The sequence below is a fragment of the Streptomyces sp. NPDC002057 genome (genome assembly GCF_040296665.1).
GTDB lineage: Bacteria > Actinomycetota > Actinomycetes > Streptomycetales > Streptomycetaceae > Streptomyces.
On record NZ_JBEOXR010000024.1, the window covers coordinates 52,058 to 74,461 of the forward strand.

At 73.8% G+C, this 22,404-nt stretch carries 17 protein-coding genes and 2 pseudogenes; 6 read left to right on the forward strand and 13 right to left on the reverse strand.

Translation table 11 applies throughout. From position 1 onward, the window contains the following. Window positions 1-45: 45 nt before the first annotated feature. Window positions 46-327 (reverse strand): annotated as a pseudogene (locus ABT129_RS19910) (DM13 domain-containing protein); the annotation flags it as partial. A 137-nt stretch (window positions 328-464) separates the two neighbouring features. Here ABT129_RS19910 and ABT129_RS19915 point away from each other — a divergent pair. Beyond that, window positions 465-1,625 carry an NAD-dependent epimerase/dehydratase family protein gene (locus ABT129_RS19915; protein WP_351902862.1) on the forward strand — a complete coding sequence of 387 codons (1,161 nt, stop codon included), beginning with the start codon at window positions 465-467 and terminating at the stop codon, window positions 1,623-1,625. Window positions 1,626-1,648: 23 nt separating this feature from the next. Here the strand turns inward: ABT129_RS19915 and ABT129_RS19920 are convergent, their stop codons facing one another. Together ABT129_RS19920 and ABT129_RS19925 are read right to left on the reverse strand one after the other, a co-directional pair. Further along, window positions 1,649-2,761: a sensor histidine kinase gene (locus tag ABT129_RS19920; protein ID WP_351902865.1), complete on the reverse strand. Its 1,113-nt coding sequence runs from the start codon at window positions 2,759-2,761 to the stop codon at window positions 1,649-1,651. After that, on the reverse strand, window positions 2,758-3,492 hold the full coding sequence (locus tag ABT129_RS19925) for a response regulator transcription factor (protein WP_351902868.1): 735 nt from the start codon (window positions 3,490-3,492) through the stop codon (window positions 2,758-2,760). The genes ABT129_RS19920 and ABT129_RS19925 overlap by 4 nt, the downstream gene beginning before the upstream one ends. A gap of 134 nt (window positions 3,493-3,626) precedes the next feature. Here ABT129_RS19925 and ABT129_RS19930 point away from each other — a divergent pair, with 134 nt between their 5' ends. The 3 genes from ABT129_RS19930 to ABT129_RS19940 are packed head-to-tail and all read left to right on the forward strand — an operon-like array spanning window position 3,627 to window position 5,625. Beyond that, window positions 3,627-4,304: a glycosyltransferase family 2 protein gene (locus tag ABT129_RS19930; RefSeq protein WP_351902871.1), complete on the forward strand. Its 678-nt coding sequence runs from the start codon at window positions 3,627-3,629 to the stop codon at window positions 4,302-4,304. After that, entirely contained in the window at window positions 4,301-4,963 is a 663-nt protein-coding gene (locus tag ABT129_RS19935) for a TIGR04282 family arsenosugar biosynthesis glycosyltransferase (RefSeq protein WP_351902874.1), read from the forward strand. The genes ABT129_RS19930 and ABT129_RS19935 overlap by 4 nt, the downstream gene beginning before the upstream one ends. After that, window positions 4,960-5,625 carry a class I SAM-dependent methyltransferase gene (locus ABT129_RS19940; protein WP_351902877.1) on the forward strand — a complete coding sequence of 222 codons (666 nt, stop codon included), beginning with the start codon at window positions 4,960-4,962 and terminating at the stop codon, window positions 5,623-5,625. The genes ABT129_RS19935 and ABT129_RS19940 overlap by 4 nt, the downstream gene beginning before the upstream one ends. On the opposite strand, the gene ABT129_RS19945 is transcribed toward ABT129_RS19940, so the two are convergent. Next, complete coding sequence (locus ABT129_RS19945; RefSeq protein ID WP_351902880.1) at window positions 5,598-6,020, reverse strand: hypothetical protein; 423 nt, start codon at window positions 6,018-6,020, stop codon at window positions 5,598-5,600. The two genes, ABT129_RS19940 and ABT129_RS19945, sit on opposite strands and share 28 nt — an antisense overlap. Next, window positions 6,017-7,174, reverse strand: a complete 1,158-nt coding sequence (locus ABT129_RS19950) for a molybdopterin-dependent oxidoreductase (RefSeq protein WP_351902883.1) — start codon at window positions 7,172-7,174, stop codon at window positions 6,017-6,019. Before ABT129_RS19950 ends, ABT129_RS19945 begins: the two co-directional genes overlap by 4 nt. Before the next feature lie 125 nt (window positions 7,175-7,299). Here ABT129_RS19950 and ABT129_RS19955 point away from each other — a divergent pair, with 125 nt between their 5' ends. Next, entirely contained in the window at window positions 7,300-8,712 is a 1,413-nt protein-coding gene (locus tag ABT129_RS19955; RefSeq protein WP_351902886.1) for a glycosyltransferase 87 family protein, read from the forward strand. A 193-nt stretch (window positions 8,713-8,905) separates the two neighbouring features. On the opposite strand, the pseudogene sbnA reads toward ABT129_RS19955, so the two are convergent. From sbnA to ABT129_RS19985, 6 genes and pseudogenes are all read right to left on the reverse strand, one after another. Next, window positions 8,906-9,856 (reverse strand): annotated as a pseudogene (gene sbnA / locus ABT129_RS19960) (2,3-diaminopropionate biosynthesis protein SbnA); the annotation flags it as partial. Between the two features lie 131 nt (window positions 9,857-9,987). Beyond that, window positions 9,988-11,049, reverse strand: a complete 1,062-nt coding sequence (sbnB, locus tag ABT129_RS19965) for a 2,3-diaminopropionate biosynthesis protein SbnB (protein ID WP_351902892.1) — start codon at window positions 11,047-11,049, stop codon at window positions 9,988-9,990. Next, on the reverse strand, window positions 11,046-12,038 hold the full coding sequence (locus ABT129_RS19970; protein WP_351902894.1) for a TauD/TfdA family dioxygenase: 993 nt from the start codon (window positions 12,036-12,038) through the stop codon (window positions 11,046-11,048). Before ABT129_RS19970 ends, sbnB begins: the two co-directional genes overlap by 4 nt. Further along, complete coding sequence (locus tag ABT129_RS19975; protein ID WP_351902897.1) at window positions 12,035-14,536, reverse strand: non-ribosomal peptide synthetase; 2,502 nt, start codon at window positions 14,534-14,536, stop codon at window positions 12,035-12,037. The genes ABT129_RS19970 and ABT129_RS19975 overlap by 4 nt, the downstream gene beginning before the upstream one ends. Then, on the reverse strand, window positions 14,536-17,070 hold the full coding sequence (locus tag ABT129_RS19980) for a Pls/PosA family non-ribosomal peptide synthetase (protein WP_351902900.1): 2,535 nt from the start codon (window positions 17,068-17,070) through the stop codon (window positions 14,536-14,538). Before ABT129_RS19980 ends, ABT129_RS19975 begins: the two co-directional genes overlap by 1 nt. A 233-nt stretch (window positions 17,071-17,303) precedes the next feature. After that, window positions 17,304-17,984 (reverse strand): 4'-phosphopantetheinyl transferase family protein, encoded by a 681-nt coding sequence (locus tag ABT129_RS19985; protein ID WP_351902903.1) that lies wholly within the window; start codon window positions 17,982-17,984, stop codon window positions 17,304-17,306. Window positions 17,985-18,290: 306 nt separating this feature from the next. Between ABT129_RS19985 and ABT129_RS19990 the strand changes: the two genes are divergently transcribed. Next, a complete protein-coding gene (locus tag ABT129_RS19990; RefSeq protein ID WP_351902906.1) occupies window positions 18,291-19,817 on the forward strand; it encodes a glutamate synthase subunit beta in 1,527 nt (508 codons plus the stop codon). 40 nt (window positions 19,818-19,857) lie between these two features. Here ABT129_RS19990 and ABT129_RS19995 read toward each other — a convergent pair whose 3' ends face one another. Then, window positions 19,858-20,649, reverse strand: a complete 792-nt coding sequence (locus ABT129_RS19995; protein ID WP_351902909.1) for a bestrophin-like domain — start codon at window positions 20,647-20,649, stop codon at window positions 19,858-19,860. Window positions 20,650-20,844: 195 nt separating this feature from the next. Continuing rightward, window positions 20,845-22,395 (reverse strand): outer membrane protein assembly factor BamB family protein, encoded by a 1,551-nt coding sequence (locus ABT129_RS20000; protein ID WP_351902912.1) that lies wholly within the window; start codon window positions 22,393-22,395, stop codon window positions 20,845-20,847. Window positions 22,396-22,404: the final 9 nt, after the last annotated feature.

A 22,404-nucleotide genomic window follows, 5' to 3' on the forward strand; every position in this document is an offset into this window, starting at 1 on the left:
GGATCACGTCGCGGGTCCGCGGCGACACACGGTGGCCGGCCGGCCTCAGGCGGGGACGATCTCCGCCGCGCCGAAGGAGACGTCGAACCGGTCGCACCAGATGCTGACGCTCCGGTAGGCGGACCAGTCGACGTCCGAGGGCAGCGGGTAGTTCTGGTCTCCCCTGTTCCCCTCGAGCCTGGCCAGGCTGACGTGCGCGCCGTCGTCGAAGACGCCCCGGGCGGACCTCCCCTCCTTGACCGGCGCGTCGCTCAACAGAACGCGCAGATCGGGCCCGTTGCTCGTGTCCAGGCCTTCCAGCCGGAGCGTGTGGGTGCCGTCCACGACACCTCCTGAACGCGCGCTCTCCTCCGGCCGTCCAACGCGACCGCCACCGCGCCCCGGAAGTCCGGGCGGATGACGGAAGTCTTACGGCCCGGCGCGGTCCGCCCCGGGAGCCGGTGCGGGTCCGTAGCGTCCGGGCCATGCGTGTACTCGTCACCGGAGGAGCCGGGTTCATCGGCTCCCACATCGTCACCGCCCTCCTGGGGACCGGCCACGAGCCCGTCGTCCTCGACGCGCTGCTCCCCGGCGCGCACCCGATCGCCCCGGAACCACCGGCGGCGGAGTTCGTGCGCGCCGACGTGCGCGACCCGGCGGCCGTCCGCGCGGCGCTGCGCGGGGTCGACGCGGTCTGCCACCAGGCCGCCATGGTCGGCCTCGGCCAGGACTTCGCCGACACCCCGGAGTACGTGAGCTGCAACGACCTGGGCACCGCCGTCCTCCTCGCCGCCATGGCGGAGACCGGAGTGCGGCGGCTCGTGCTCGCGGGCTCGATGGTGGTGTACGGGGAGGGGCGGTACGAGTGCCCCCGGCACGGCCCCGTCCGGCCGGGCGCCCGTCGCCGGGAGGACCTCGCGGCGGGCCGCTTCGAGCCGTGCTGCGGGCGGTGCGGATCCGAGCTGCTGCCCGAACTGGTGGGAGAGGAGGCTCCGTCGGACCCCCGGAACGTGTACGCCGCGACGAAGCTCGCCCAGGAGCACCTGGCGGCCGCCTGGGCGCGGTCGGCGGGAGGGACGGCGGTGTCGCTGCGCTACCACAACGTGTACGGCCCGGGGATGCCCAGGGACACCCCGTACGCGGGCGTGGCCTCGTTCTTCCGTTCGGCGCTCGCCCGGGGCGAGGCGCCCCGCGTCTTCGAGGACGGCGGTCAGCGCCGGGACTTCGTGCACGTCCGGGACGTGGCCTCGGCCAACGTGCTCGCCCTGGCAGCCACCGCCGGACCGCCGACCGGGGGGCTCGCCCCGTACAACACCGGCAGCGGCGAGCCGCACACCATCGGCGAGATGGCGGCCGCCCTGGCCTCGGCGCACGGCGGCCCGGCGCCGGTGGTGACCGGGGAGTTCCGGCTCGGCGACGTCCGGCACATCACCGCGGACTCCTCCCGGCTGCGCGGTGACCTCGGCTGGCGGCCGGAGGTCGGTTTCACCGAGGGGATGGCGGAGTTCGCCGTGGCGGGGCAGCGTGCCTCGTCGGCCGTCGGACAGCGGGCGCCAGGGACAGGGGGCGGCGGCGGTGTCGGTGGCGTCACCCGTACCGGCGTCGGCGTCGGCAGGGGTACCGGCGTCGTCACCGGTACCGGCTGACGTCTGCTCCCCCGCGTCCGCTCTCAGCCCGCCGCCGCGGGGAGGGTCACCTCGAAGCGGCAGCCCCCGGCCACGTTGCGCACCTCCGCGCGTCCCGCGTGGGCCTCGACGATGCCCCGGACGATGGCGAGGCCGAGGCCCGCCCCCGCGGGTGGTGTGCGGGCGTCGGTGCCGCGCCAGCCGGTGTCGAAGACCCGTGGCAGGTCCGCGTCGGGGATGCCACCGCAGCCGTCGGTGACGGAGAGGACGACGGCGCCGTCCCTGCGCTCGGCCGCCACCGCGACGGTGCCGTCCGCGGGGGTGTGACGGATCGCGTTGACCAGGAGGTTCGCCAGAACCCGGGTCATCTCCCCGCCGTCCACCTCCACGGGGACGGCCTCGACCGCGCCGCCCACCAGCCGGACGCCGCTCCGGCGGGCGAGGGGGTCGGCCCCGCTCAGCGCGTCGCCGACCAGGTCGTACACGGAGACGCGGCTGGGCGTGAGGGTCAGCGCGCCGGCGTGGATGCGGGAGAGCTCGAAGAGGTCGGTGACCATGGCGGTGAGACGGTCGGTCTCGGCGCGGATCTGCCGGTGGTAGCGGACGGGGTCGGCGGCCACGCCGTCCTCCAGGGCCTCCGCCATCGCCCGCAGCCCGGCGAGCGGGGTGCGGAGGTCGTGGGAGATCCAGGCGACGAGTTCCCGGCGGGACGCCTCCAGGGCGCGTTCGCGCTGCCGGGAGGCGTCGAGGCGACCGCTGGTGAGGGCCAGTTCGCGGCCGAGCGCGGCGAGTTCGGCGGTGGCGGCGCCCTCGGGAGCGGAGAACCGGCCGCCGTCGCCGAACTCCCGTGCCGCGCGGGTGAGGGCGTGGCTCCGGGCCACGACCCAGCGGCCGAGGACCAGCGCGGTGCCGAGGGAGACGAGAGCCGCCATGGCGACGACGACGGTCACGACCCACAGGTCGTGGGAGGACAGGAACATCGCCCGAGCGACGGCGAGCGTGCCGGCGAGCATCGCCGTGACGGTGACGGCCGCGACCACGGTGAGGGAGACGGCCACGGAGCGGTGGCGTACGAGGCGCAGGACGACCGCGCCCGCCGCTCCGGCGCAGACGGCTCCCCCGAGGGCGAAGGCCGCGATGAGCAGGACGTCGTTCACGCGGCGCTCTCCCCCTGCCCCGGCTCGAAGCGGTATCCGACGCCCCAGACGGTCTGGACGAGGCGGGGCCTCGCCGGGTCGTCCTCGATCTTGGCCCGCAGCCGACGGACGTGGACGGTGACGGTGGAGAGGTCCCCGAAGTCCCAGCCCCACACGTGCCGCATCAGATCCTCCCGGGTGTGCGCCGCGCCCGGGTGCTCCAGGAAGTACACGAGGAGGTCGAACTCCCGCAGGGTCAGGGCGAGTTCGCCGCCCGCCCGGGTGGCCCTGCGGGTCGCGGGATCCACCGTGAGGTCACCGGACCGCAGCGCGGCGCGGCGCTCGGCCGGGGCCGCGGCCGCGGTCCTGGTCCGCCGGAGCACGGACTCGACGCGCAGCACCAGCTCCCGGGGGCTGAAGGGCTTGGTGACGTAGTCGTCGGCCCCGGTCTCCAGGCCGGTGATCCGGTCCGCCTCGTCGCCACGGGCGGTCAGCATGATCACCGGGACGGGCCCGGCCTCCCGGAGGCGGCGGCAGACCTCGAAGCCGTCCAGGCCGGGCAGCATCAGATCGAGCACGACCAGGTCGGGCCACCGCGCCGCCGCCCGCCGTAGGGCCTCGGGTCCGTCGGCCGCGTGCTCGACGGCGCATCCGGCCCGTTCCAGGTACCCGGTGACCACCTCGGCCACCGTCGGGTCGTCGTCCACCACCAGGATCCGGGCGGTGCCCGCCGGCTCTTCGCGCTCGCTCATGGCGGACAGCCTCGCACCCGCCGCTCCCGCGCGGCCACGGCCACCAGGGGGTACGTGGGGCGACGTCCGCGTTTCGTAAGGAGTGGAAGGGCCCCGGAGGGCCCGGCGGTTCCTACGGTGAGGACGTGACACCCATGAGCGTAGATGTCGTCCTTCCCTGTCTCGACGAGGCCGAGGCCCTGCCCTGGGTCCTTGCCCGGATCCCCGCCGGCTGGCGGCCGATCGTCGTCGACAACGGCTCCACCGACGGCTCGGCCGAGCTGGCCGCCGGGCTCGGGGCCACCGTCGTCCACGAGTCCCGGCGCGGCTTCGGCGCCGCCTGCCACGCCGGACTGCTGGCCTCGGAGGCCGAGTTCGTCTGTTTCTGCGACTGCGACGCCTCCCTCGATCCGGGCCTGCTGCCCGGGCTCGTCGGTACGGTGGCGCAGGGCGCCGCGGAGCTCGTCCTCGGGCGGCGCCGTCCCACCGTGCGGGGTGCCTGGCCGGCCCACGCCCGGGCCGGGAACCTCGCCCTGTCGTGGCTGCTGCGCCGCCGCACCGGGCTGCGGCTGCGCGATCTCGGGCCGATGCGGGCGGCCCGCCGCGAGGCGCTGCTCGGCCTCGGCCTCTCCGACCGGCGCAGCGGCTATCCGCTGCAGATGGTCGTGCGGGCCGCCGACGCGGGGTGGCGGGTGCGCGAGGTCGACGTGCCGTACCTTCCGCGCTCGGGCCGTTCCAAGGTCACGGGCACGTGGAAGGGCACCTGGCAGGCCGTGCACGACATGCGGCGGGTGCTCGACGAGCCGGCGGCCGTGGGCGGGGGCCGCCCGTGACCACGCTCCTCGTCATCGCGAAGCAGCCGGTGCCGGGCCGGGTGAAGACCCGGCTCACTCCCCCGTTCACACCGGCCGAGGCCGCCGCCCTCGCCGAGGCGGCGCTCGCGGACACGCTCGCGGTCGCCGCGTCCGTGCCCGCGGCCCGGCACGTCCTGGTCCTCGACGGAGAGCCCGGCCCGTGGCTGCCCGCGGGCTTCGTGGTCGCCCCGCAGGTGGCGGGCGGTCTCGACGTACGGCTCGCCGCCGCGTTCGAGGGCTGCCCGGGACCGGCGTTCCTCATCGGCATGGACACCCCGCAGATCACCCCCGCGCTCCTGGGCCGCGCACTGGAGTGGGAGACGTGCGACGCCTGGTTCGGCCCGGCCGCCGACGGCGGCTTCTGGGGCCTCGGGCTCGCCTCCCCCGACCCCGGTCTGCTGCTCGGCGTGCCGATGTCCCGGCCCGACACCGGGGCCGTCCAGTACGAGCGGCTGCGCCGGGCGGGGCTCAGGACCGGCCTCCTGCCCGTCCTGCGTGACGTGGACACCGCGCAGGACGCGCGGGACGTGGCGGCCCTGGCGGCCGGCACCCGTTTCGCGGCCCTGCACGACGCGCTGGCCTCCGCTCCGGCGGGGAGCGGTCGGGCGGCCGGCGCTCCTTCGGGAGCGACGACGTGACCGCGACGACGACCTGGCGGGCCGACCCGTACACCGCGGCCCTGCGCGCCGGGCGGGGCCCGCTCTTCCTCCGCCGGGACGACGGCTGGCTCCTGCCCCTGGAGGTCGAGCGGTGGTGCGAGGCGCCGGACGCGGCCGACCTGTCCGTCCTGGAGCGCTGCCGCGGCAGCGTCCTGGACATCGGCTGCGGACCGGGGCGGCTCGTCGCGGCCCTCACCGCCGAGGGCCGCCGGGCGCTGGGCATCGACATCAGCCCGGAGGCCGTGGCCCGTGCGGAACGGCTCGGCGCAGCGGCTCTGTGCCGGTCGGTCTTCGACCCGCTGCCCGCCGAGGGCCGCTGGGAGACCGCGCTCCTGATCGACGGCAACACGGGGATAGGCGGTGATCCGGCCTCACTGCTGCGGCGGCTGCGGCAGGTCGTCTCCCGCACCGGCCTCGTCCTCGCCGAATGCGCTCCGGTGGACGTGGACGAGCGCTGCGAGGTGCGGGTCGACGACGGCCGGGGCGGTCGCGGCACACCGTTCCCCTGGGCCCGGGTGGGCGCCCGCGCCCTGTCGGCGCTCGCCACCCGGACGGGCTGGTCGGTCTCCGAGAGCTGGACGGTGGCCGCTCGGCCCTTCCTGTCCCTCGTGCCTCACCCGTCCGCGCCGTCGTCTCCCTGAGACCGTGCCCGCCGACGCCGTACGAGCTCCGCCGCACCCGTCACCACGGCCACGCAGACGAGCACGATCAGGAGGTTGCGCCCGTACGGCAGGGGCAGCGCCGACGGGTTGGCCGCGGCGCCAGGCCGGAGGAGCAGCGGCAGGGTCACGAGGGTCACGCTCGCGGCGACGATCAGCGCCCCGCGCGGCAGTCCCCGCCCGGGGCGCCCGGCGAGCAGCAGGCCGACGGCGAGGACGAGCGGGGCGATGATCCCGTCGTGGAGGACGAGCGCCCCGGCCCACCACACGAACACGTCCACCGGGTCGGGCTGTTCCGCGACCAGCCACACGCCGAGGCCGATCAGGAGGAGGCCGACGCCGCCGACCGCGTACCGCGCCGCGCTCACCGTCCTCACAGGACCTCCAGCCGGTGCACCCACTTGGTCTGCAGGACGCCGGGCCGGTTCGGGGCGATGATCCGGGCCGGGAAACCGTGGTCGAGCGAGAGTCTCCGCCCGTTCAGGGCGAGGGCGAGGAGGGTCAGCGGATCGTCCACGTACTCCGTGCCCATCTCCATCACCCGGTAGGAGCCGGCGACCTCCAGCGACGTCACCCTGACGGCGTCCCTGCCCGGCCGTCCGCCCGCCCGCTCGACCAGGTCGCGGACGCGGACCCCTGCCCAGTCGGCGTCGACGCTCCAGCCCTCCACACAGGCGATCGGCAGCGTCACGAACGCCCGGGGCATCGCCCCGAGCGCGTCGAGGGTCAGGCTGTACGCGCGGGGGCCGAGGACGTCGAGGCGCCACTCCCCCAGGCCGCCCGCCGACACCCCGGCCGCGGCGGCGGTCCGGTTCACGGGCAGTCCCTGTGGTCCGTGGTCGGGATGGCGGGGGGCGAGGAGGTCCAGCGACTTCAGCGGAGTGAAGGACTGCCCGACCGTCGTCGCCGTCACCACGCCGACCGCCGCGCCCACCCCGAGAAGCAGCGAGCGCCGGTCGCGGACGTCCTCGGCGGGCAGTTCGAGCGTGCCGGGCGACCGGCGCCGCCAATGGGCCCTGATCTCCGGGGCCTTGACCGCGAGGTGCAGCAGGATCGAGCCGGCGACGACCCAGGCGACCGCGAAGTGCACCGGGACGAACGAGAACGGCCACGGATACCACTGGACGATGTTGAGCAGCCCGGTCAGGACCTGGAACACGGCGGTGGCGACGAGTACGGCGACGGAGAGCCGTTCGAGGGCGTGGCGGACGGACCGCACCGGCGGCCAGGTGAACAGACGCGGATAGACCGTCCACAGTTTGACCAGGAGCAGCACGATCGCGGCGAGGCCGGTGGCGACGTGCAGCCCCTGCGTCAGCCGGTATCCCCACACCGGCCGCGTGGGCAGCCGGTCGGCGAGCCAGTCGGGCGGGTGCTGGAGGTAGTGGCTGACGAGACCGGTGAGGAAGCAGACGGCGAACGCCGCGCCGAGCAGCCGTCCGACGGCCGTCGCCGTTCTCGCGTCGTGCAGGCGTCCGGTGAACTCGGGCGGCCGGAGCGCGGGCAGGGTGGGACGGGGCCGTCTGGACATGCGGGAGGTCATGCCGTCCATGACACCGCCGTGAGGGGGCGTACGGGCGCTGCGACACCTTACGAAACCCGAACGCCCCGACGGGTCGCCCTCCTGCCGGACGCCGCCGCTGCCAGGCTGCGTCCATGCCCCGTACCGCCCGTCCCCTCCTCGTCGCCGCGCTGCCGCTCGCGGCCCTGGCCGCCGCTCTCACGGTGCTCCTGCGCGGCGACGCGGCCGGTGCCGCCTTCCTCGCCGGGTACACGGGATGCTGGGCGCTGTACGCCGCCGCCGTGGCCGCCCTGCGCCGGGTCCCCGCCCGCGCGGTCGTCCCGCTGGTCCTGGCGGGGGCGGCCGTGGTGGCCGCCACCGGCCTGGTCGCCGCACCCCGTACCAGTACGGACTCCTTCCGCTACGCGTGGGACGGCCGGGTGCAGGCCGCCGGCGTCTCGCCGTACGACCACGCGCCGGGCGACCCGGCGCTCGCGGGACTGCGTGATCGCTGGCTCTTCCCCGAGCGGGACGCCTGCGGACACGACGGGAACCTCGCCCCGCTCGCCGACGGCGGCTGCACCCGGATCAACCGACCCGCCGTGCACACCGTCTATCCACCGACCGCCGAGGGCTGGTTCCTGCTGGTCCACGGCCTGTCACCGGGGGACGTCCGGCACAAGGCGCTCCAGACGGGCGGCGCCCTGCTCTCCCTCGCCGTGACCGGCCTGCTGCTGCTCGTCCTGCGCGGGCGGGGCTCCCCGTGGCGGGCCGCGCTGTGGGGCTGGTGTCCCGTCGTGCCCGTCGAGGCCGTCAACAACGCCCACGTCGACGTCCTGGCCGTCCTCCTCTCCGTCGCCGCCCTCGCCGTCGTCGCCCGGCGGCGCGTGACGGGCGGGGTGCTGCTCGGGCTCGCGATCGCCGCGAAGCTGCTGCCGGCCGTCCTGCTTCCCTGTGCCGTCCCGGGGGTGCGCCGGCCGCGTGCGGCCCTGGCCGTCCTGCTGCCCGCCGCCGTCACCGTCGGCGCGCTCTACCTCCCGTACGTCCTGCTGTCACGGGGATCGGTCCTCGGCTACCTCGGCGGGTACGCCCAGGAGGAGGGGTACGACGACGCCTCGGCGGGCGGACGGTACGTCCTGCTGCGACTCGTCCTGCCGGACTCCTGGGCGCTGCCCGTGGCGCTTCTCGCCATGACGGGGGTGGTCCTCACCGTCTGGTGGCGCGGTGACCCGGAACGCCCCTGGCGGGGAGGCCTGCTGACCACCGGTACGGCCTTCCTCCTGATGACCCCCGGCTACTCCTGGTACGCCCTCCTGCTCGTCGCCCTCGTCGCCCTGGACGGCCGCTGGGAGTGGCTGGGCGTCGCCCTCGCCGGAGCGGTCGCGTACCTGGTGGGCGGCGACGGGGCGACGGCGGCGTACGGAGCGGCGGCGGCCGTGGTGCTCGCGGCGGCCCGGGCGCGGGCGGGCGGACGCCCGCGGGTCCGTGGCACGCCCGGCCTGAGCGGCCTCAGGACGGACCGGGGGTCCTCGCGTCCGCTTCGGCGGGCCTCGGCGCGGCGGGCGTAGGCATCGGGGCGTGCCGTTCGCGGTGGCGGAGATCCGCGCCGTCGCCCGCTTCCGCCGCTGTTCCGGGGGCGTCCGCGAAGGCGCCCGGGTGGCCGGCTTCGGAGGAGGCGGGGTGGCCGACTGCGGGGGCGCCCGGGTGACCGGCTTCGGAGGAGGCCACGAAGGCGTCCTCCAGGTCGTCCCGCACGTCGTCCGCGAGGGCGTCCTCGCCGTAGAGGGCCTGGACCCAGTTGGACTGGTAGACGGTGTCGAGGTAGCGCTCGCCGAGGTCGGGGGCGATGGCGACGGAGGTGAGCCCGGGCCTGCCGTGTTCGGCCAGCCACTTCGTGGCGCCTCTGACCACCGTGCCGGTGGAACCGCCGAAGAGGAAGCCGCGCCGGGCCAGCCGGCGGCAGGTGCGGATGGCGTCGGCCTCCTCCACGGACACCGCCTCGTCCACGTAGTCCCGGTCGAACAGCGGTGGCGGGACGCTCATGCCCAGGCCGGGAATCATGCGCCGGCCGGGAGGGCCCCCGAAGGTGACCGAGCCGACGCTGTCGACGGCGACGATCCGCACGGACCGGTGCCAGGTCCGGAAGTAGCGCGCGCAGCCCATCAGGGTGCCCGTGGTGCCGACCCCGACGAACAGCACGTCCAGCTGCGGGAACCTCCGGCCGATGGCGGGCGCCGTCCTCCGGTAGTGGGCCTTCCAGTTGTCGGAGTTGGTGTACTGGCTGAGCCAGACGAAGCGGTCGTCGGACGCGCAGAGGCGGCGCACATGGGCCAGTCGGGCGCCGAGGAGGCCGCCGTCGGCCTTCGCCGTGGCGATGACGTGGACCTGGCTGCCCAGGGCTTCCATCGTCAGCCTCGTCGAGAGGTTGCACCGTGAGTCCGTGACGCACACGAAGCGGTAGCCCCTGCTCGCCGCGATCATGCTGAGGGCGACGCCGAGGTTCCCGGAGGAGGATTCGACCAGAACCGAGTCCGGCTTCAGGACCCCGCTCCGCTCGGCGGCCTCGACCATCTCGCGGGCGGCCTTGAGCTTGATGGATCCGGCGAAGTTGAACCCCTCGCACTTGAGGAACAGCGAGCATCCGAACAGGTGCCGGAGGTCGACGTAGAGGTCCTCTTCGTTGAATGCCTCGGGGGCGGTGATGACGGGCACGATGGTCACTCCTCGGTCGTGGCGAGCACCCGGTGTCCCGTCGGGCGGTGTGCCGGGCCTCGCTGCCGCGGGCTCGGGTTCGCCTGCCGGGGACGCGGGGGAACGTCCGTTGTGGCGTGGGGCTTTCGGGCTCAGCCGTAGCGGCTCAGTTCCGTGAAGAAGTCGTCGACGAGGTGCAGACCGCCGCGGCTCGCCACCTCGTCGTAGACGAGGTTGCCGACGGCGAGATCGAGCACGCCGAGACCGAACGGGGAGAAGACCACGGGCCGGTCGCGCGGGATCGTCACCTCGCCGGCGACGACCTGGTCGAGCGTGCCGTCCACGAAGTCCCGGTTGCCCGTGAGCTGCTCGGTGAGGTGGGGTGACGTCGCCGCCCGGAGGCAGTGGTCGACGTCGTCGACGATGTTGGTCGACGCGAGCAGGACCGTCGGGGCGAGGTCGCGGAGCGAGACGTGGAGCACCACGGGGTTGTGGGCGAACCATGACGCCTCGTGGACGTGCGGCTGCGCGGCCACGGTGGCGAACACGACGAGATCGCTCTGGCGGATCAGCTGCTCTCCTCCGCTGTGGACCGTGATCCGGCCGGCCGTCCCCGTCTGTTCGAGGTAGGTGCGGAATCCGGCGGAGCTGTCGGGCGAGACGTCGTAGACGCCGATGTCGTCGAACGACCAGCCGGTGCCCACCAGGAAGGTGTGGATGTAGCGGGCGATCAGTCCCGCGCCGAAGAACCCGACGCGCAGGGGTCGCGGCCTGTCGCGGCTGAGCCGGTCGGCGGCGGACGCGGCGGAGGCGGCGGTCCTGGTGGCGCTGATGATGGAGCTCTCCATGCAGGCGAAGGGGTAGCCGGTCACCGGGTCGTTGAGGATGAGGACGGCGGAGGCCCGGGGTATCCCCGCGGCCACGTTGGAGGGGAAGCTGGAGATCCACTTGAGGCCGCTGACCGGTGCGTCACCGCCGAGCGAGGCGGGGAGCGCGATGATCCGCGCCGTCGGCCTGTCGGGGAAGTTCAGGAACGACGAGGGCGGGTTGACCGACCGGCCCGAGCCGTGCAGCCGGTAGGTCGCCTCGACCAGCTCGACGACCTGCTTCTCGCGCCCGCTGAGGGCGCTGCGGACCTGGGATCCGGGAATCACGGCGAACGGCGGGGGGCCGACGCGGCCGGCGGCCGGGGGGACGGAGCGGGTGGTGGTCATCGGTCGGCCCTCCCGAAGAGCGGCGAGCAGTCGTCCATGCGGACCGGATCCGCCATGGCGACGACGACGTCCCGGGGCCCGGTGTACGGTTCCCGGCTGTGCGCGGTGCTGATGTTGTCGATGAGGAGCAGGTCGCCGGTCTGCCAGGGGACGCGTACGGTGTGGGCCTCGTAGACCGAGTTGATCAGGCGCACGGTGTCGTCGTCGATCGGGTCGCCGTCGCCGTAGGCGGTGTCGAACGGCAGGCCGTCGGATCCGTACTCGTCGACCAGGTACTCCCGGATCTCCGGGGCCAGTGTCCGGGCGTTGAGGAACGCGATCTGGTTGAACCAGCACGGCACACCGGTGACGGGATGGTGGACGACGGCGCTGCGGCGCTGGCGCGTGCGCAGTCCGCCGTCCGGCCGCCGGTCGAAGTCGATGGCGTGGGCACGGCAGTACTCCTCGACGGCGGCCGGATCGTCGGTGCCGAAGGAGTCGGAGACGCTCGCCCCGATGTCGTCGTTGTAGTTCCGTGTGAGGAGCCATCCCTCGCGCGCGATGCGTGAGGTGAGCTCGGCCGGCAGCGCCTCGAGTACGGCGTGGGCGTCCGCGACGGCGGTGGCCCCGCCCTCGTCCGGCGCACGGAGGCACGCGCAGAGCAGCAGTCCGGGGAACTCGACGGTGTAGCTGAGCTCGTGATGCATGCACATGGGCTGGTTGGGCGGCCACGTGGCCGAGGAGTAGAGGCCGTCGCCGTACTCCTCACGGGCGGCGAAGGCCTCCCTCTCGGTCACCGCTCCGGTGGTCAGGTGCCGGGCCAGCTCGCGCAGGTCGGACACCTCGCGCAGTCCCAGGCCGCGGACCATGAGCGAACCGCGCTCGGTGACGAGGGCGCGCAGGGTGTCGCGCTGCTCGACGGCCCAGTGCGTCAGTCCTTCGGCGGCCTCGGTCTCCCACGTCGTGGGTGCGTTCGGGGAGGTGTTCCTCGGCAGGAGTGTGGAGGTCATGACCTTCGTCCTTTCGTCGCGCCGGAAGTGGGTGGGACGGCTCGGGGGGTACGGCTGTCGATCAGGGTGGCCAGGTCGGCGAGGACGGGGTGGCTGAGCACCTCCGGCAGGGGCACGACCCTGTCCAGGTGGATGGCGAGCCGCACCGCGGACAGGGAGGTTCCGCCCTGGTCGAAGAAGTGGTCCCGTCGCCCGACGCGGTCCCGCGGCAGGCCGAGGACGGTGGCGAACGCGTCGGCAAGGCGCTGCTCCGTGGGGGTGCGGGGCGGCTCGTGGGCCGCGTCGGCCGGGGTCAGCGTCTCCGCAAGCCCGGCGAGGGCCTTCTTGTCGACCTTGCCGTTCGCGGTGAGGTCGAGTGCGTCGCGCCGGTGGAGCGCCGAGGGGACCATGTAGGCGGGCAGGGACCGGGCCAGCCGCTCCGCCAGGACGTCGGTGCCCAGCGGCGCGTCGGAGGTGTAGAAGCCGACGAGCGACGTCCGGTCCCCGGTCGGCGTGACGACGACGGCCGCGTCGCGGACCCCGGGGACCGCCAGCAACGCGTTCTCGACCTCCCCGGTCTCGATGCGGAAGCCGCGGATCTTCACCTGCGTGTCCCGGCGGCCCAGGAATTCGAGCTTGCCGTCCGGCAGCCAGCGGCCGTAGTCGCCGCTCCGGTACAGGCGCTCGCCGGGGCGGTGCGGGTCCGGCAGGAAGGCGTGCCGGGTGCGTTCGGGGTCGTTGATGTACCCGCGGCCGACACAGACGCCCGAGAAGACGATCTCGCCGGGCGCGCCCAGGGGCACGGGCGTCAGGTCCTGGTCGACGACGTAGACGTACACGTTGGGGATCGGGCGCCCGAGGGGGACGCGCGCGCCGTCCGGGGCGGCCTCCATCACCTCGTGGTTGGTGTCGTCCGAGGTCTCCGTCAGTCCGTACGCGTTGACCAGCCGGGTCCCGGGTGCGGTGGCGAACCAGCGGCGGACGAGGTCCCTCTTCAGCGGTTCGCCGGTCACCGACACGCACCGCAGGTCCGGCAGCGCGCGCGGCCGCCTCTCCAGTGCGGACAGCACGACGTCCAGGTAGGAGGGCACCAGCTGGACGACCTCCGCCCGTCCGCCGGCGATCGTGTCGAGGAACCGCGGGACGTCCAGGATCGCGGTCTGTTCGACGATCAGGGTGCGTCCCCCCACCAGCAGGGCCGACACCAGCTGCCAGAGCGAGATGTCGAAGCACTGCGGGGCCGTCTGGGCGACGACTCCGCCCTCGCGGATCCTTAGGTCGTCGATCTTGGCGTACAGGTGGTTGAGCATCCCCGCGTGCTCGCAGACGGCGCCCTTCGGCTCGCCCGTGGAGCCCGAGGTGAAGTAGACGTACGCGGGGTGGGAACCTTCGACGGTGACCCCCAGGTCGGCCGTGTCGGCGCCGCTCAGGCTCTCCTTGTCGATGGAGAGCGTGCGGGTGCCGGGCCGACCGGTCAGGGCGCGGTCGAGGTGGTCCGTAGCGCCCGGCGCGGTCAGCACCAGATCGCAGTCGGCCCGGGAGAGCATCCTGGCGATGCGATCGGGCGGGAAGTGCGGTTCGACGGGCATGTAGACGCCGCCGGCCTTGAACACCGCGAGGACGGCCGCCATCCAGTCCAGGCCGCGTTCGGCCGCCACGGCCACCACGTCCTCGGAGCGCATCCCCGCCCCCAGCAGCGCCCGGCCGAGCCGGTTGGCGCGCGCGTTGAGCTCTCGGTACGTCCACGTCTCTCCCGCGCACTCGGCCGCGACCGCGTCCGGGCAGGACTCCGCCCGCTCCTCGAAGAGTTCGTGGAACCTGCGGTCCGGCAGCGTCCGGGACCGCCCCGCGAGTCCGTGGATCTGGTGGAGGCGCTCCTCCTCGGAGACGAGGCTCAGGTCGGCGGGCGCGGAATCCGGAGCGGAGGCGAGCTGTTCGAGGGCGGCGCGGTGGTAGCGGGCGACGCGGGCGGCGGCCTCGGCGTCGAGGCCGTCCGTGCGGTATCGCAGGCGGAGCACCGGCCGACCGTCACGGCGGGCCAGCGCCACCGCCAGCACCGGACCGTCGGCCGCCGGCCCTACGGGGCCCGCCGTGTCGAGGAGCGCGTCGGGCGGCCCCCGGCCGTCCGACGGCTCCGGCGGTGACTGCCCGGCGCGGGCGGGGGCGGACAGCTCGGTCTCGGCGGCGGCCAACAGTGCGCGCCAGGTGGGGACTTCCGCCGTCAGGGACCACGGCACCCAGCGTCCACCGGGCTCGATCACGCGGCCGCCGGAGACCACCGTGTCGCCGGAGAGGGCGGAGAGCACCTTCGCGTGGGCCGCGAGCAGCACGGCGGAGACCGTCACTCCGGCGTCGTCGGCCGCGCGGTGCAGCGCGGTGAGCAGGTCCTCGGTGACGGGCGTCTCGTGCAGGGCACGGCCCGGAGTCGGAGTCCGCGACCACGGGGGCACGCGGGTGAATCCCGGGGTGGTGTTCCCGTCGACGCGGGTCCGCGAACCGGTCGGGGTGTGCGCGGTCATCACAACGCTCCTTGGTCGCCACGGTGTGTACGGCCGGCCGGTCGGGCCGGGTTGCCTCCCCAGACCGCCCCCCGCGGGACCACCTCGCCCTTCATGAGGAAGGAGTCCGCTTCGAGCACCGCTGCGTCGCCGACGGTGACGCCGTAGTGGACGAAGGCCCCCACTCCGAGGGTCACCTCGGAACCGATGGCGATCCGGTCGGACTTGAAGGTGCCGTCCTCCTGCGAGTGGCACTGGGCGACGCTGCCGGCGTTGAGCGTGCAGTGGTCGCCGAGCGACACCATGGTCCGCTCCGTGAGGCTGCAGCCGTCGTCGAAGAGCCTTCGGCCGACGTCGACTCCGAGGAGCCGCCACACCGGGCCCTTGAACGGAGTGCCGTCGAAGATCCGTACGTAGTTCTCGGAGGGGACCTTCCAGTAGCGCTCGCGCAGCCAGAAGCGCCGGTCGTAGATGGAGCAGAACAGCGGCCCGGGCGGGTGGAGGAGGGTCACGGCGCGTTCCACCAGCACGAAGTAGGCCGTGCTGAACAGGAGGACGAAGACGTTGGCCAGCGCCAGTGCCGACACGCCGAAGGTCGCGTGGAGATCGGCGGCCGCGGAGAACGTGAGGGTGACGCAGAACAGGTAGATCCATCCCACGACGAGGTGGACGGCCATGGTGGCGACGTTGTGGCGGTTCTTCGCCGCGAGGAGGCGGCGCAGTTCCCCGCCGCTCTTCACGTCGTCGAACGTCCGGTCCCGCCGTACCGACCGCGGGATCTCGAAGCTCGGTGAGCCCAGCAGGCCGACGCCCTCATGGAGAGGCCCGTCGAGCGGAACCCTGACCTTGGTGGCAAGGAGGCAGTCGTCGCCCGTCCGGCCGCCCGCCGGGTAGGCGATGCGGTTGCCGAGGAAGTTGTGCGCCCCGATCTCCGTCTTCGACACGCGGAACGAGGTGCTGGAGTAGTCGGCGTTCATCATCGAGAGCCCGTCCGCGACCATGGTTCCGGTGCCCACCGCACTCAGGGTGGGGCTCTCGTGCTTGACCTGCGTGCCGAAGTTCGACCCGGTCTGTTCGACGGGCGAAAGGGCGTATCCGAGGGCGCGCAGGTAGGGGACGACGGCCGAGCTGTCACCGAAGAGGCGCGTCAGGAAGCGCCGGTTGGTGAGGAACACGCCTGCCCGGTGCACTCCGTGATGGAGGCCGAAGAGGGGGTAGACCTTGCCGGGTGTGATGAGCCGGCGGAGCATCCTCGGGGCGATCGCCAGGAGCAGCGCGAGCGGAACGGCGCCGAAGTACACCAGCGCGGACACCGCGAGGATGTCGAGGTAGAAGACCCAGGTCGACAGGACGGCGGGCCCGGCCTCCAGGACGGCGGTGAACTGCGGGGCTCCTGCGAGCAGCATGTCCACCCCGCCGGCCACCAGCGGCACGTAGACGAAGATCGCGGTCAGCAGCTGCAGGACGCCGTGCACGGTCCGCCGTGCCGTCCCGCAGGGGACGGCGGGGACGGCCGGGAAGTCCTCGTCGCCGCGCTGCGCCGGCGATCCGTACCAGTGCTCGCCGGCGGGCACGGTCTGCCCGGCGTGGAGAGCCGAGGCGTGGCCCAGCCGGGAGCCGTCGCCCATCGTGGTGTCGATGTCGAGCACCGTCGACTCGCTGACGATGACGTCGCTGCCGAGGGTGACCGTCCCCGTCTGGATCACCTCGGCGGACGCCCGGTAGCAGCTGAGGCGCGCGTCCTTGCGCACGAGCGAGTCGTCGCCGACGGTCAGCAGGTCGGTGCAGACCGGCAGGCTGCGGGAGAGGACCAGCGAGCGGCGGCCGATGTGCGCCCCCAGGGCCCTGAGGTAGAGCGTGTAGAGGGGCGACCCCACGAAGAGGACCAGCGGACTGGACCGGGTCAGCGTCTTGACCACCCAGAAGCGGACGTAGCCCAGACTCCAGACCCGCAGCTCACCCGCTGTCCACCGGCCGACGAGGATCCACTTCAGGAGGATGGGGAGGACGCTCAGGACGGTCATCGTGACGAGGCCGAACGCGACCGCGCGCAGATACGTGTCGAAGATTCCCTCCCCGGCGGCGATCCATCCGTACCCGAACGTGGCGACCAGGGCGACGAGATACGCGTAGCCGAGGAACGCCACGGTCTGCAGCACGCCGCAGAGGACGTAGTGCGGCCGGCCGGCCGGCTCCGGCGACGCGGCGGCCGGCAGCCCGGTCGCCACCGGCTCGGCAGCCGGCGGCGGGCCGGCGGCACAGGCGGAGGACGCGAGAGCCCGGATGGTCGGGTGGCCGTAGACGTCCTTCATGGATACGGACGGCAGGTCGGGGTCCTTCCTCACCCGCGCGCAGAAGTGGGCCATCACCAAGGAGTCGGCGCCCAGCTCGTCGAAGAAGTGGCTGTCGTCCGGCACGCCGCCGGTCCCCATCACCTCGGCGAGCAGGGTGGCGAAGCGATCGCGGGTGACGGCGGCGGGGTCCGCCCGGTCGGCGGCCGGTACGGACCGCTCGGCCGAACCTGCCGGCAGCACTTCGAGTTGATCACGCCTCATCGGAACTCCTCGGGACGGCTACGTCCGCGAACCGAAGGACAGGAGCGAGAGCCGTCCGAATCGGTCGGCACCACTCGTTTCTCGATCAGCGGTCGATCGTCACAGGGGATTCGGAACCGGGGGGCGGCCGTATGAGGGCGACGGCGCGCATCTCAGCGCATGGGCGTGGGTCTCACGTGGTGGGACCCGGAACAGCGGCGCCGGGGCCGGCGCCCCGGCATCAGCGGCGGCGGTCAGCGCCCCGGACCAGCGGCACTCTTCCGCCCCACGGCCACCGCCGCGGCGAAGCCCGGCGGCACCGGCAGATCGGCCAGGATCCACTCCGGGAGGAGGGCCGGACGTGGTCCCGCTCCCACGTAGGAGACGGCCGTGTCCTCGTTGAGGCCCACGCCCCGGGCCTTGAGCAGGGCTTCCTTGCGGGTCCAGCACCGCGCGACGGCCGACGGCCGGTCGCCCTCGGCGAGGCGGACGATCTCCGCGACCTCCCTCGGATGCATCCGGGGCGCCAGTTCCGCGGCGGCGCGTTCGCCCGGGACGGCCTCGACGTCGACACCCACCGGCTGCGACGCCAGGGCGATCACCACGAACTCCCTCGTGTGCGAGAGGGAGAAGTGGACCCCGCCACCCCGGACGTACGGTCGCCCGTGCGGGCCTCCGCACGCCGCGCAGGGCTCCCGCGACAGTTCGACGCGCTCCGGCGTCGTCGCCAGCCGATCGGCGAGGAGGGCGCGCAGCCTGACGTGCGCCACCAGGTAGGCGTCGCGGTCCGCACCGGAGGTGAACGCCCCGAGCCGCCTGGTCTCCTCCGCGTCGAGCCGGTCCGTGTGGAGCGCGGCCTCCGGGGCGTTCTCGGCGACGTTCCCGCACCACAGCGTCTCCACGCCCGGTGGTCGCGGGTGATCCTCGAATGTCACGGTGTTCGCTCCTCGGCCGGCCGCGGCCTCCCCTGCGGCAGAGCGCTCCTCGGGTGAGCCACCGACGGACCGGCCGCGAGGAACCCGGTCCGGCTGCCCGTGACCCGCGGAAGCGACCCGTACCGCCTACACGTCTGTGCGTCCATGCTAGGGGTCCGTTCCCGGGCCGAGGGAGATTCCGGGCCGCCTCGCACTCCAGCCGGGCGTGCCGCTCCCCCACCCCGACCGCACGGCGCGCCACGGTTTCCCGGGCGTACGCTGAAGGGACTCCCGTTCCACCGTCCGAGCAGCGTTTCCGAGGGCGAGATGACCGACCCCTTCGGCTTCCTCAGCACTCCCCGGGAACCAGTCCCCGCGAGGAGTTCCGAGGAACGTCTCGGCGACTGGAGCGAGGTGTACGCGGGCCAGTTCCTGCTCCCCCTGATCTCCCGGCAGGCTCGTCGCTGCATGGACTGCGGCGTTCCGTTCTGCCACGGGGGCTGCCCGCTCGGCAACCTCATACCCGAGTGGAACGTCTACGCCGCGCACGGCGACTGGCTCGCCGCGTCGGAGCGCCTCCACGCGACCAACAACTTTCCCGAGTTCACCGGACGCGTCTGCCCGGCGCCCTGTGAGGACGCCTGCGTCCTGGCGCTCACCGAGGAACCGGTGACCATCAAGAACGTCGAGCAGGCCATCGCCGACGAGGCCTGGGCCCTGGGCCTGGTCCGCGCCCACCCGCCGGAACGGCCGACGGGCAGATCGATCGCGGTGGTGGGCTCGGGACCGGCCGGGCTGGCGGCGGCCCAGCAGCTCACCCGGGCCGGCCACAGCGTCACGGTCTTCGAGCGGTCCGACCGCCTCGGCGGGCTGCTCCGCTACGGCATCCCCGCGTTCAAGCTCGAGAAGCGGCACCTCGAACGGCGCATCGCGCAGATGCGGGAGGAGGGCACGCGATTCCGCCCCGGCGTCGACGTCGGCGCCGATCTGGACGCGACCGCGCTGAGAGACGCGCACGACGCGGTGATCGTGGCCGTCGGCTCGACGGAGCCACGCGAACTCGACGTACCCGGAAGGACGTTGGAGGGCGTCCACCACGCCATGGAGTACCTGACAGCGGCGAACCGCTTCGCCGAGGACGACCGCGAGCGACCGTCCGTGACGGCCGAGGGCCAAGACGTGGTGATCATCGGAGGCGGCGACACGGGGACGGACTGCCTCGGCACGGCGCTGCGTCAGGGTGCCACCTCCGTCGTCCACCTCGACATCAACCCGGTGCGGGGCACCTCACGGCACCCGGGAGAGCCATGGCCCCTGGTCCATCCGAAGATCTACCGTTCCTCGCACGCCCACGAGGAGGCCCTCCACCGCGACGGCGCCGATCCGAGGGTGTTCTCCGCGGCCTCCGTACGGTTCGACGAGGGCGCCGACGGGCGGGTGGGGGCGGTGCGCATCGCGCTGGTGGACCCCTCCGACAGGGCTCCACGGCCGGGTACCGAGCGGAGCCTGCCCGCGCAACTGGTCCTGCTCGCCCTGGGGTTCCGCGGCCCGGGGCACGACACCCGCCTGGCCGTGGGGCTCGGACTCCTCCCCGACGACCGGGGTAACTTCGCCCGCACCGCCGACTTCGCGGCCCGTACGACGGGCGCGAGCGCGTCGACGGGCGCGAGCGCGTCGACGGGCGGGCCGGGACCGGCGGGCGTCTTCGTGGCGGGCGACGCCGGGCGCGGACAGTCCCTCGTCGTCTGGGCCCTCGCGGAGGGCCGGTCCGCCGCGGCGGCGGCGGACCGCTACCTGATGGGGTCCAGCAGCCTCCCCGCTCCGATCGCGGCCACGGACGGACCGCTGGTGTAGCGCGGAGAGCCGGGGCCCGGCATGCGACGACGCGGCCGCTTCACCCGCTCCAGTACCGGGCGAGGGCGCCCTCCCGGTACGGCGCGGGGCTCACGCTGAGTTCACCGGCGAAGGGGCGGTCGAGGACGAGGACCAGGAGCAGGCTGAAGCCGATCAGGGCGGCGACCGAGGCGACGAAGAGCAGTTGGACGCGCAGCTTGCGCATGCCGTACAGGAAGGTGAGCGGGATCAGGACGATCGCTCCGCCGAAGGCCAGCACCTGGAGCAGCGGGGGCAGTTCCTGCTGGGCCATGGTCAGGCGGGCCCGGCGCTGGGCGGCCACGTCGTTGAGGTGGCTGACGGCCTCCTCGTAGAAGACCTCCTCGCGCGCGCTTTTCGGGTCGTACGACTGCAGCACGTCGAAGGCGGCCTGAAGGTGCCGTTCCGTGGCCCCGTAGCTCGGCCGCCCGGCGCGCATCCGGGGCCACTGGTCCTCCACGACCGCGTGGACGTAGCCGCTCAGCGCGGCGTCGAGGTCGGCGCGGACCTCGGGCGGGAAGGCGGCGGCGTCGCGGGCGATGAGCGCCATGTCGGTGGCCTCCGACGCGACGATGGTCTGCGTGCTGTCCAGCTGCGTCCAGAGGGTCACGATGACGAACGCGAGGATGATCCCGTAGATGGCGCCGAACATCCCCAGGGTCACCCCGACCATGTCGTTGTGCTCGCCCCTGGCCAGTGACGGGTAGCGGCGGCGGAGCAGGACGCTGCCGGCCACGGCGACGAGGACGGTACCGCCGACGGTGATCGCGGCCAGGGTGAAGGTGCTGAGTTGGTTGAGCAGCCAGAGGGACATGTGGGGGAATTCTAGGAGCGCGACGCGCGCCGGCCCCGTCGCGGACGGCGTCGCGCTCACGGCCCGCCGCCCCCGTGTTGACGGCCCATCAGGCCCCGGTGGCGGACCCGGAGCACACAGCCGTCCCCCGGAACTCCACACCATCGGGTGAGCTTCGTGAGCGCCGTCGGGTCGGCGGCGTGTCCGTCTCCTACCTCAGGGAGCGAACGAGAGCATGCGGGGCTCGTGCCGGGTGTCGTCACCGTTCAGGCCGCCGGGCGCGAGCACGAGCCGGTCGCCCACGTAGGCGTTCTCCCCCACGACCCCCATCCCGAACTCGACCTTCGCCGTGGAGGCGGGAAGCCTCAGCACGTCCTTGACCGTGTCCGCTCCACCGGGACCGATCCGGAGGACGCGTCCGGATTCGCTGTACGTGCCCGGCCGGTAGACGAGCCCGGTCCTGCCCGGTCCGACGCGCAGCGGGAAGTAGCCGTACGAGGTCCCCCCGGCCTTCACCCCCCAGACCAGCTTCCCGGTGCCCAGGTCGTAGGCGCCCACCCGGTCGGTGCCGCCCAGGAGGACGAGACCCCCGCCGACGACGGCCTCCCGGCACGCCTGGGCGTCGGCGGAGGTGTCCACCGTGTCGCCGCAGTGCTTGAAGCCCTTGGGCCGGGGGTCGATGGTCCTGCGGGCCCGGCCGTCGGGGCCGAGGGCCACGACCCGCCAGTCGTCGGCGTGGGTCTCCCGGTGCACGGTGGTGATCACCGCCGGTGCGACGGAGAGCACCTGCCCGATCCTCCGGCCCGGTTCCGTCCGGTAGCGCCACCGGACCTTGCCCGTGGCCGGATCGATCTCCCGGATCTGGTCGTACGCCTTCTCCATCGCGGTGATCGCGCAGTCGGCGAGCACCAGGAGCCGGCTGCCGCCCGCGACCCGGCCGGGGTAGCACTTCCCGGGGTTCTCCAGGGGGATGTCGTACAGCTTCCTCCCGTCGGCGACCCGGTACGCGGCGGCCTTCATGCTCTGGACGATCGCCACGGTGCCGCCGCTGATCGCGCTGTCCACGATGATCGTGCCGTCCCCCGCGCCGGTCTCGGTCAGCCGCTGGTGCCAGCCCGCCCTTCCGGTGCGCAGGTCGATCATCCGGAGCTGGTTGCACCGGGCGCCGGTCCAGGCCTCGACGTTCTGCAGGACGATGACGACCTTGCCGTCGGGGGTCGGGTTGACCGGGGTCTCGCAGACGGGGGTCGGGAGGGTGACGCTCCACAACTCGGCGCCGTCGCGGAGCCGGTGGGCGACGACCCGCTTGTAGACGGCCTGGACGACGGTGTCGCCGACGATCCACAGGTCCTCGGTCGGGATGTTCCGGCGGGGCAGGTCGGTGCGGTCGTCGACGATCCAGGCACTCGCCTCACCGGCCTCGCGCTCCTGGGCGATCTCCTCGGTGGTGGGGATGCGGGAGGGCGCCGGGGTGGGGCGGGCGCTCGCCTTCGGGGGCGCCGTGGTGGGCGGGGCGCCGCTCTCCGATGCGGCGCGGTCCTGTCCGGCCGCGCCCGATCCCCCGCGTTCCGGTCCGGAGCGCTCGTCGAGGGCGTACACGCCGGCCCCGCCGAGCAACAGCAGGGCGAGGGCCGCCGCGGCCACCGGCCACCGCCGGCGGCGCGGGCGGGGAGGCGGCGGACCGTACCCCTCGGGCGCGTACGGGTTGTCCGGCGCGGGCCAGGGCTGCGGGCGATGCCTGTACCAGGGCTCGTGCGACTGCGACATGCGGTTCCC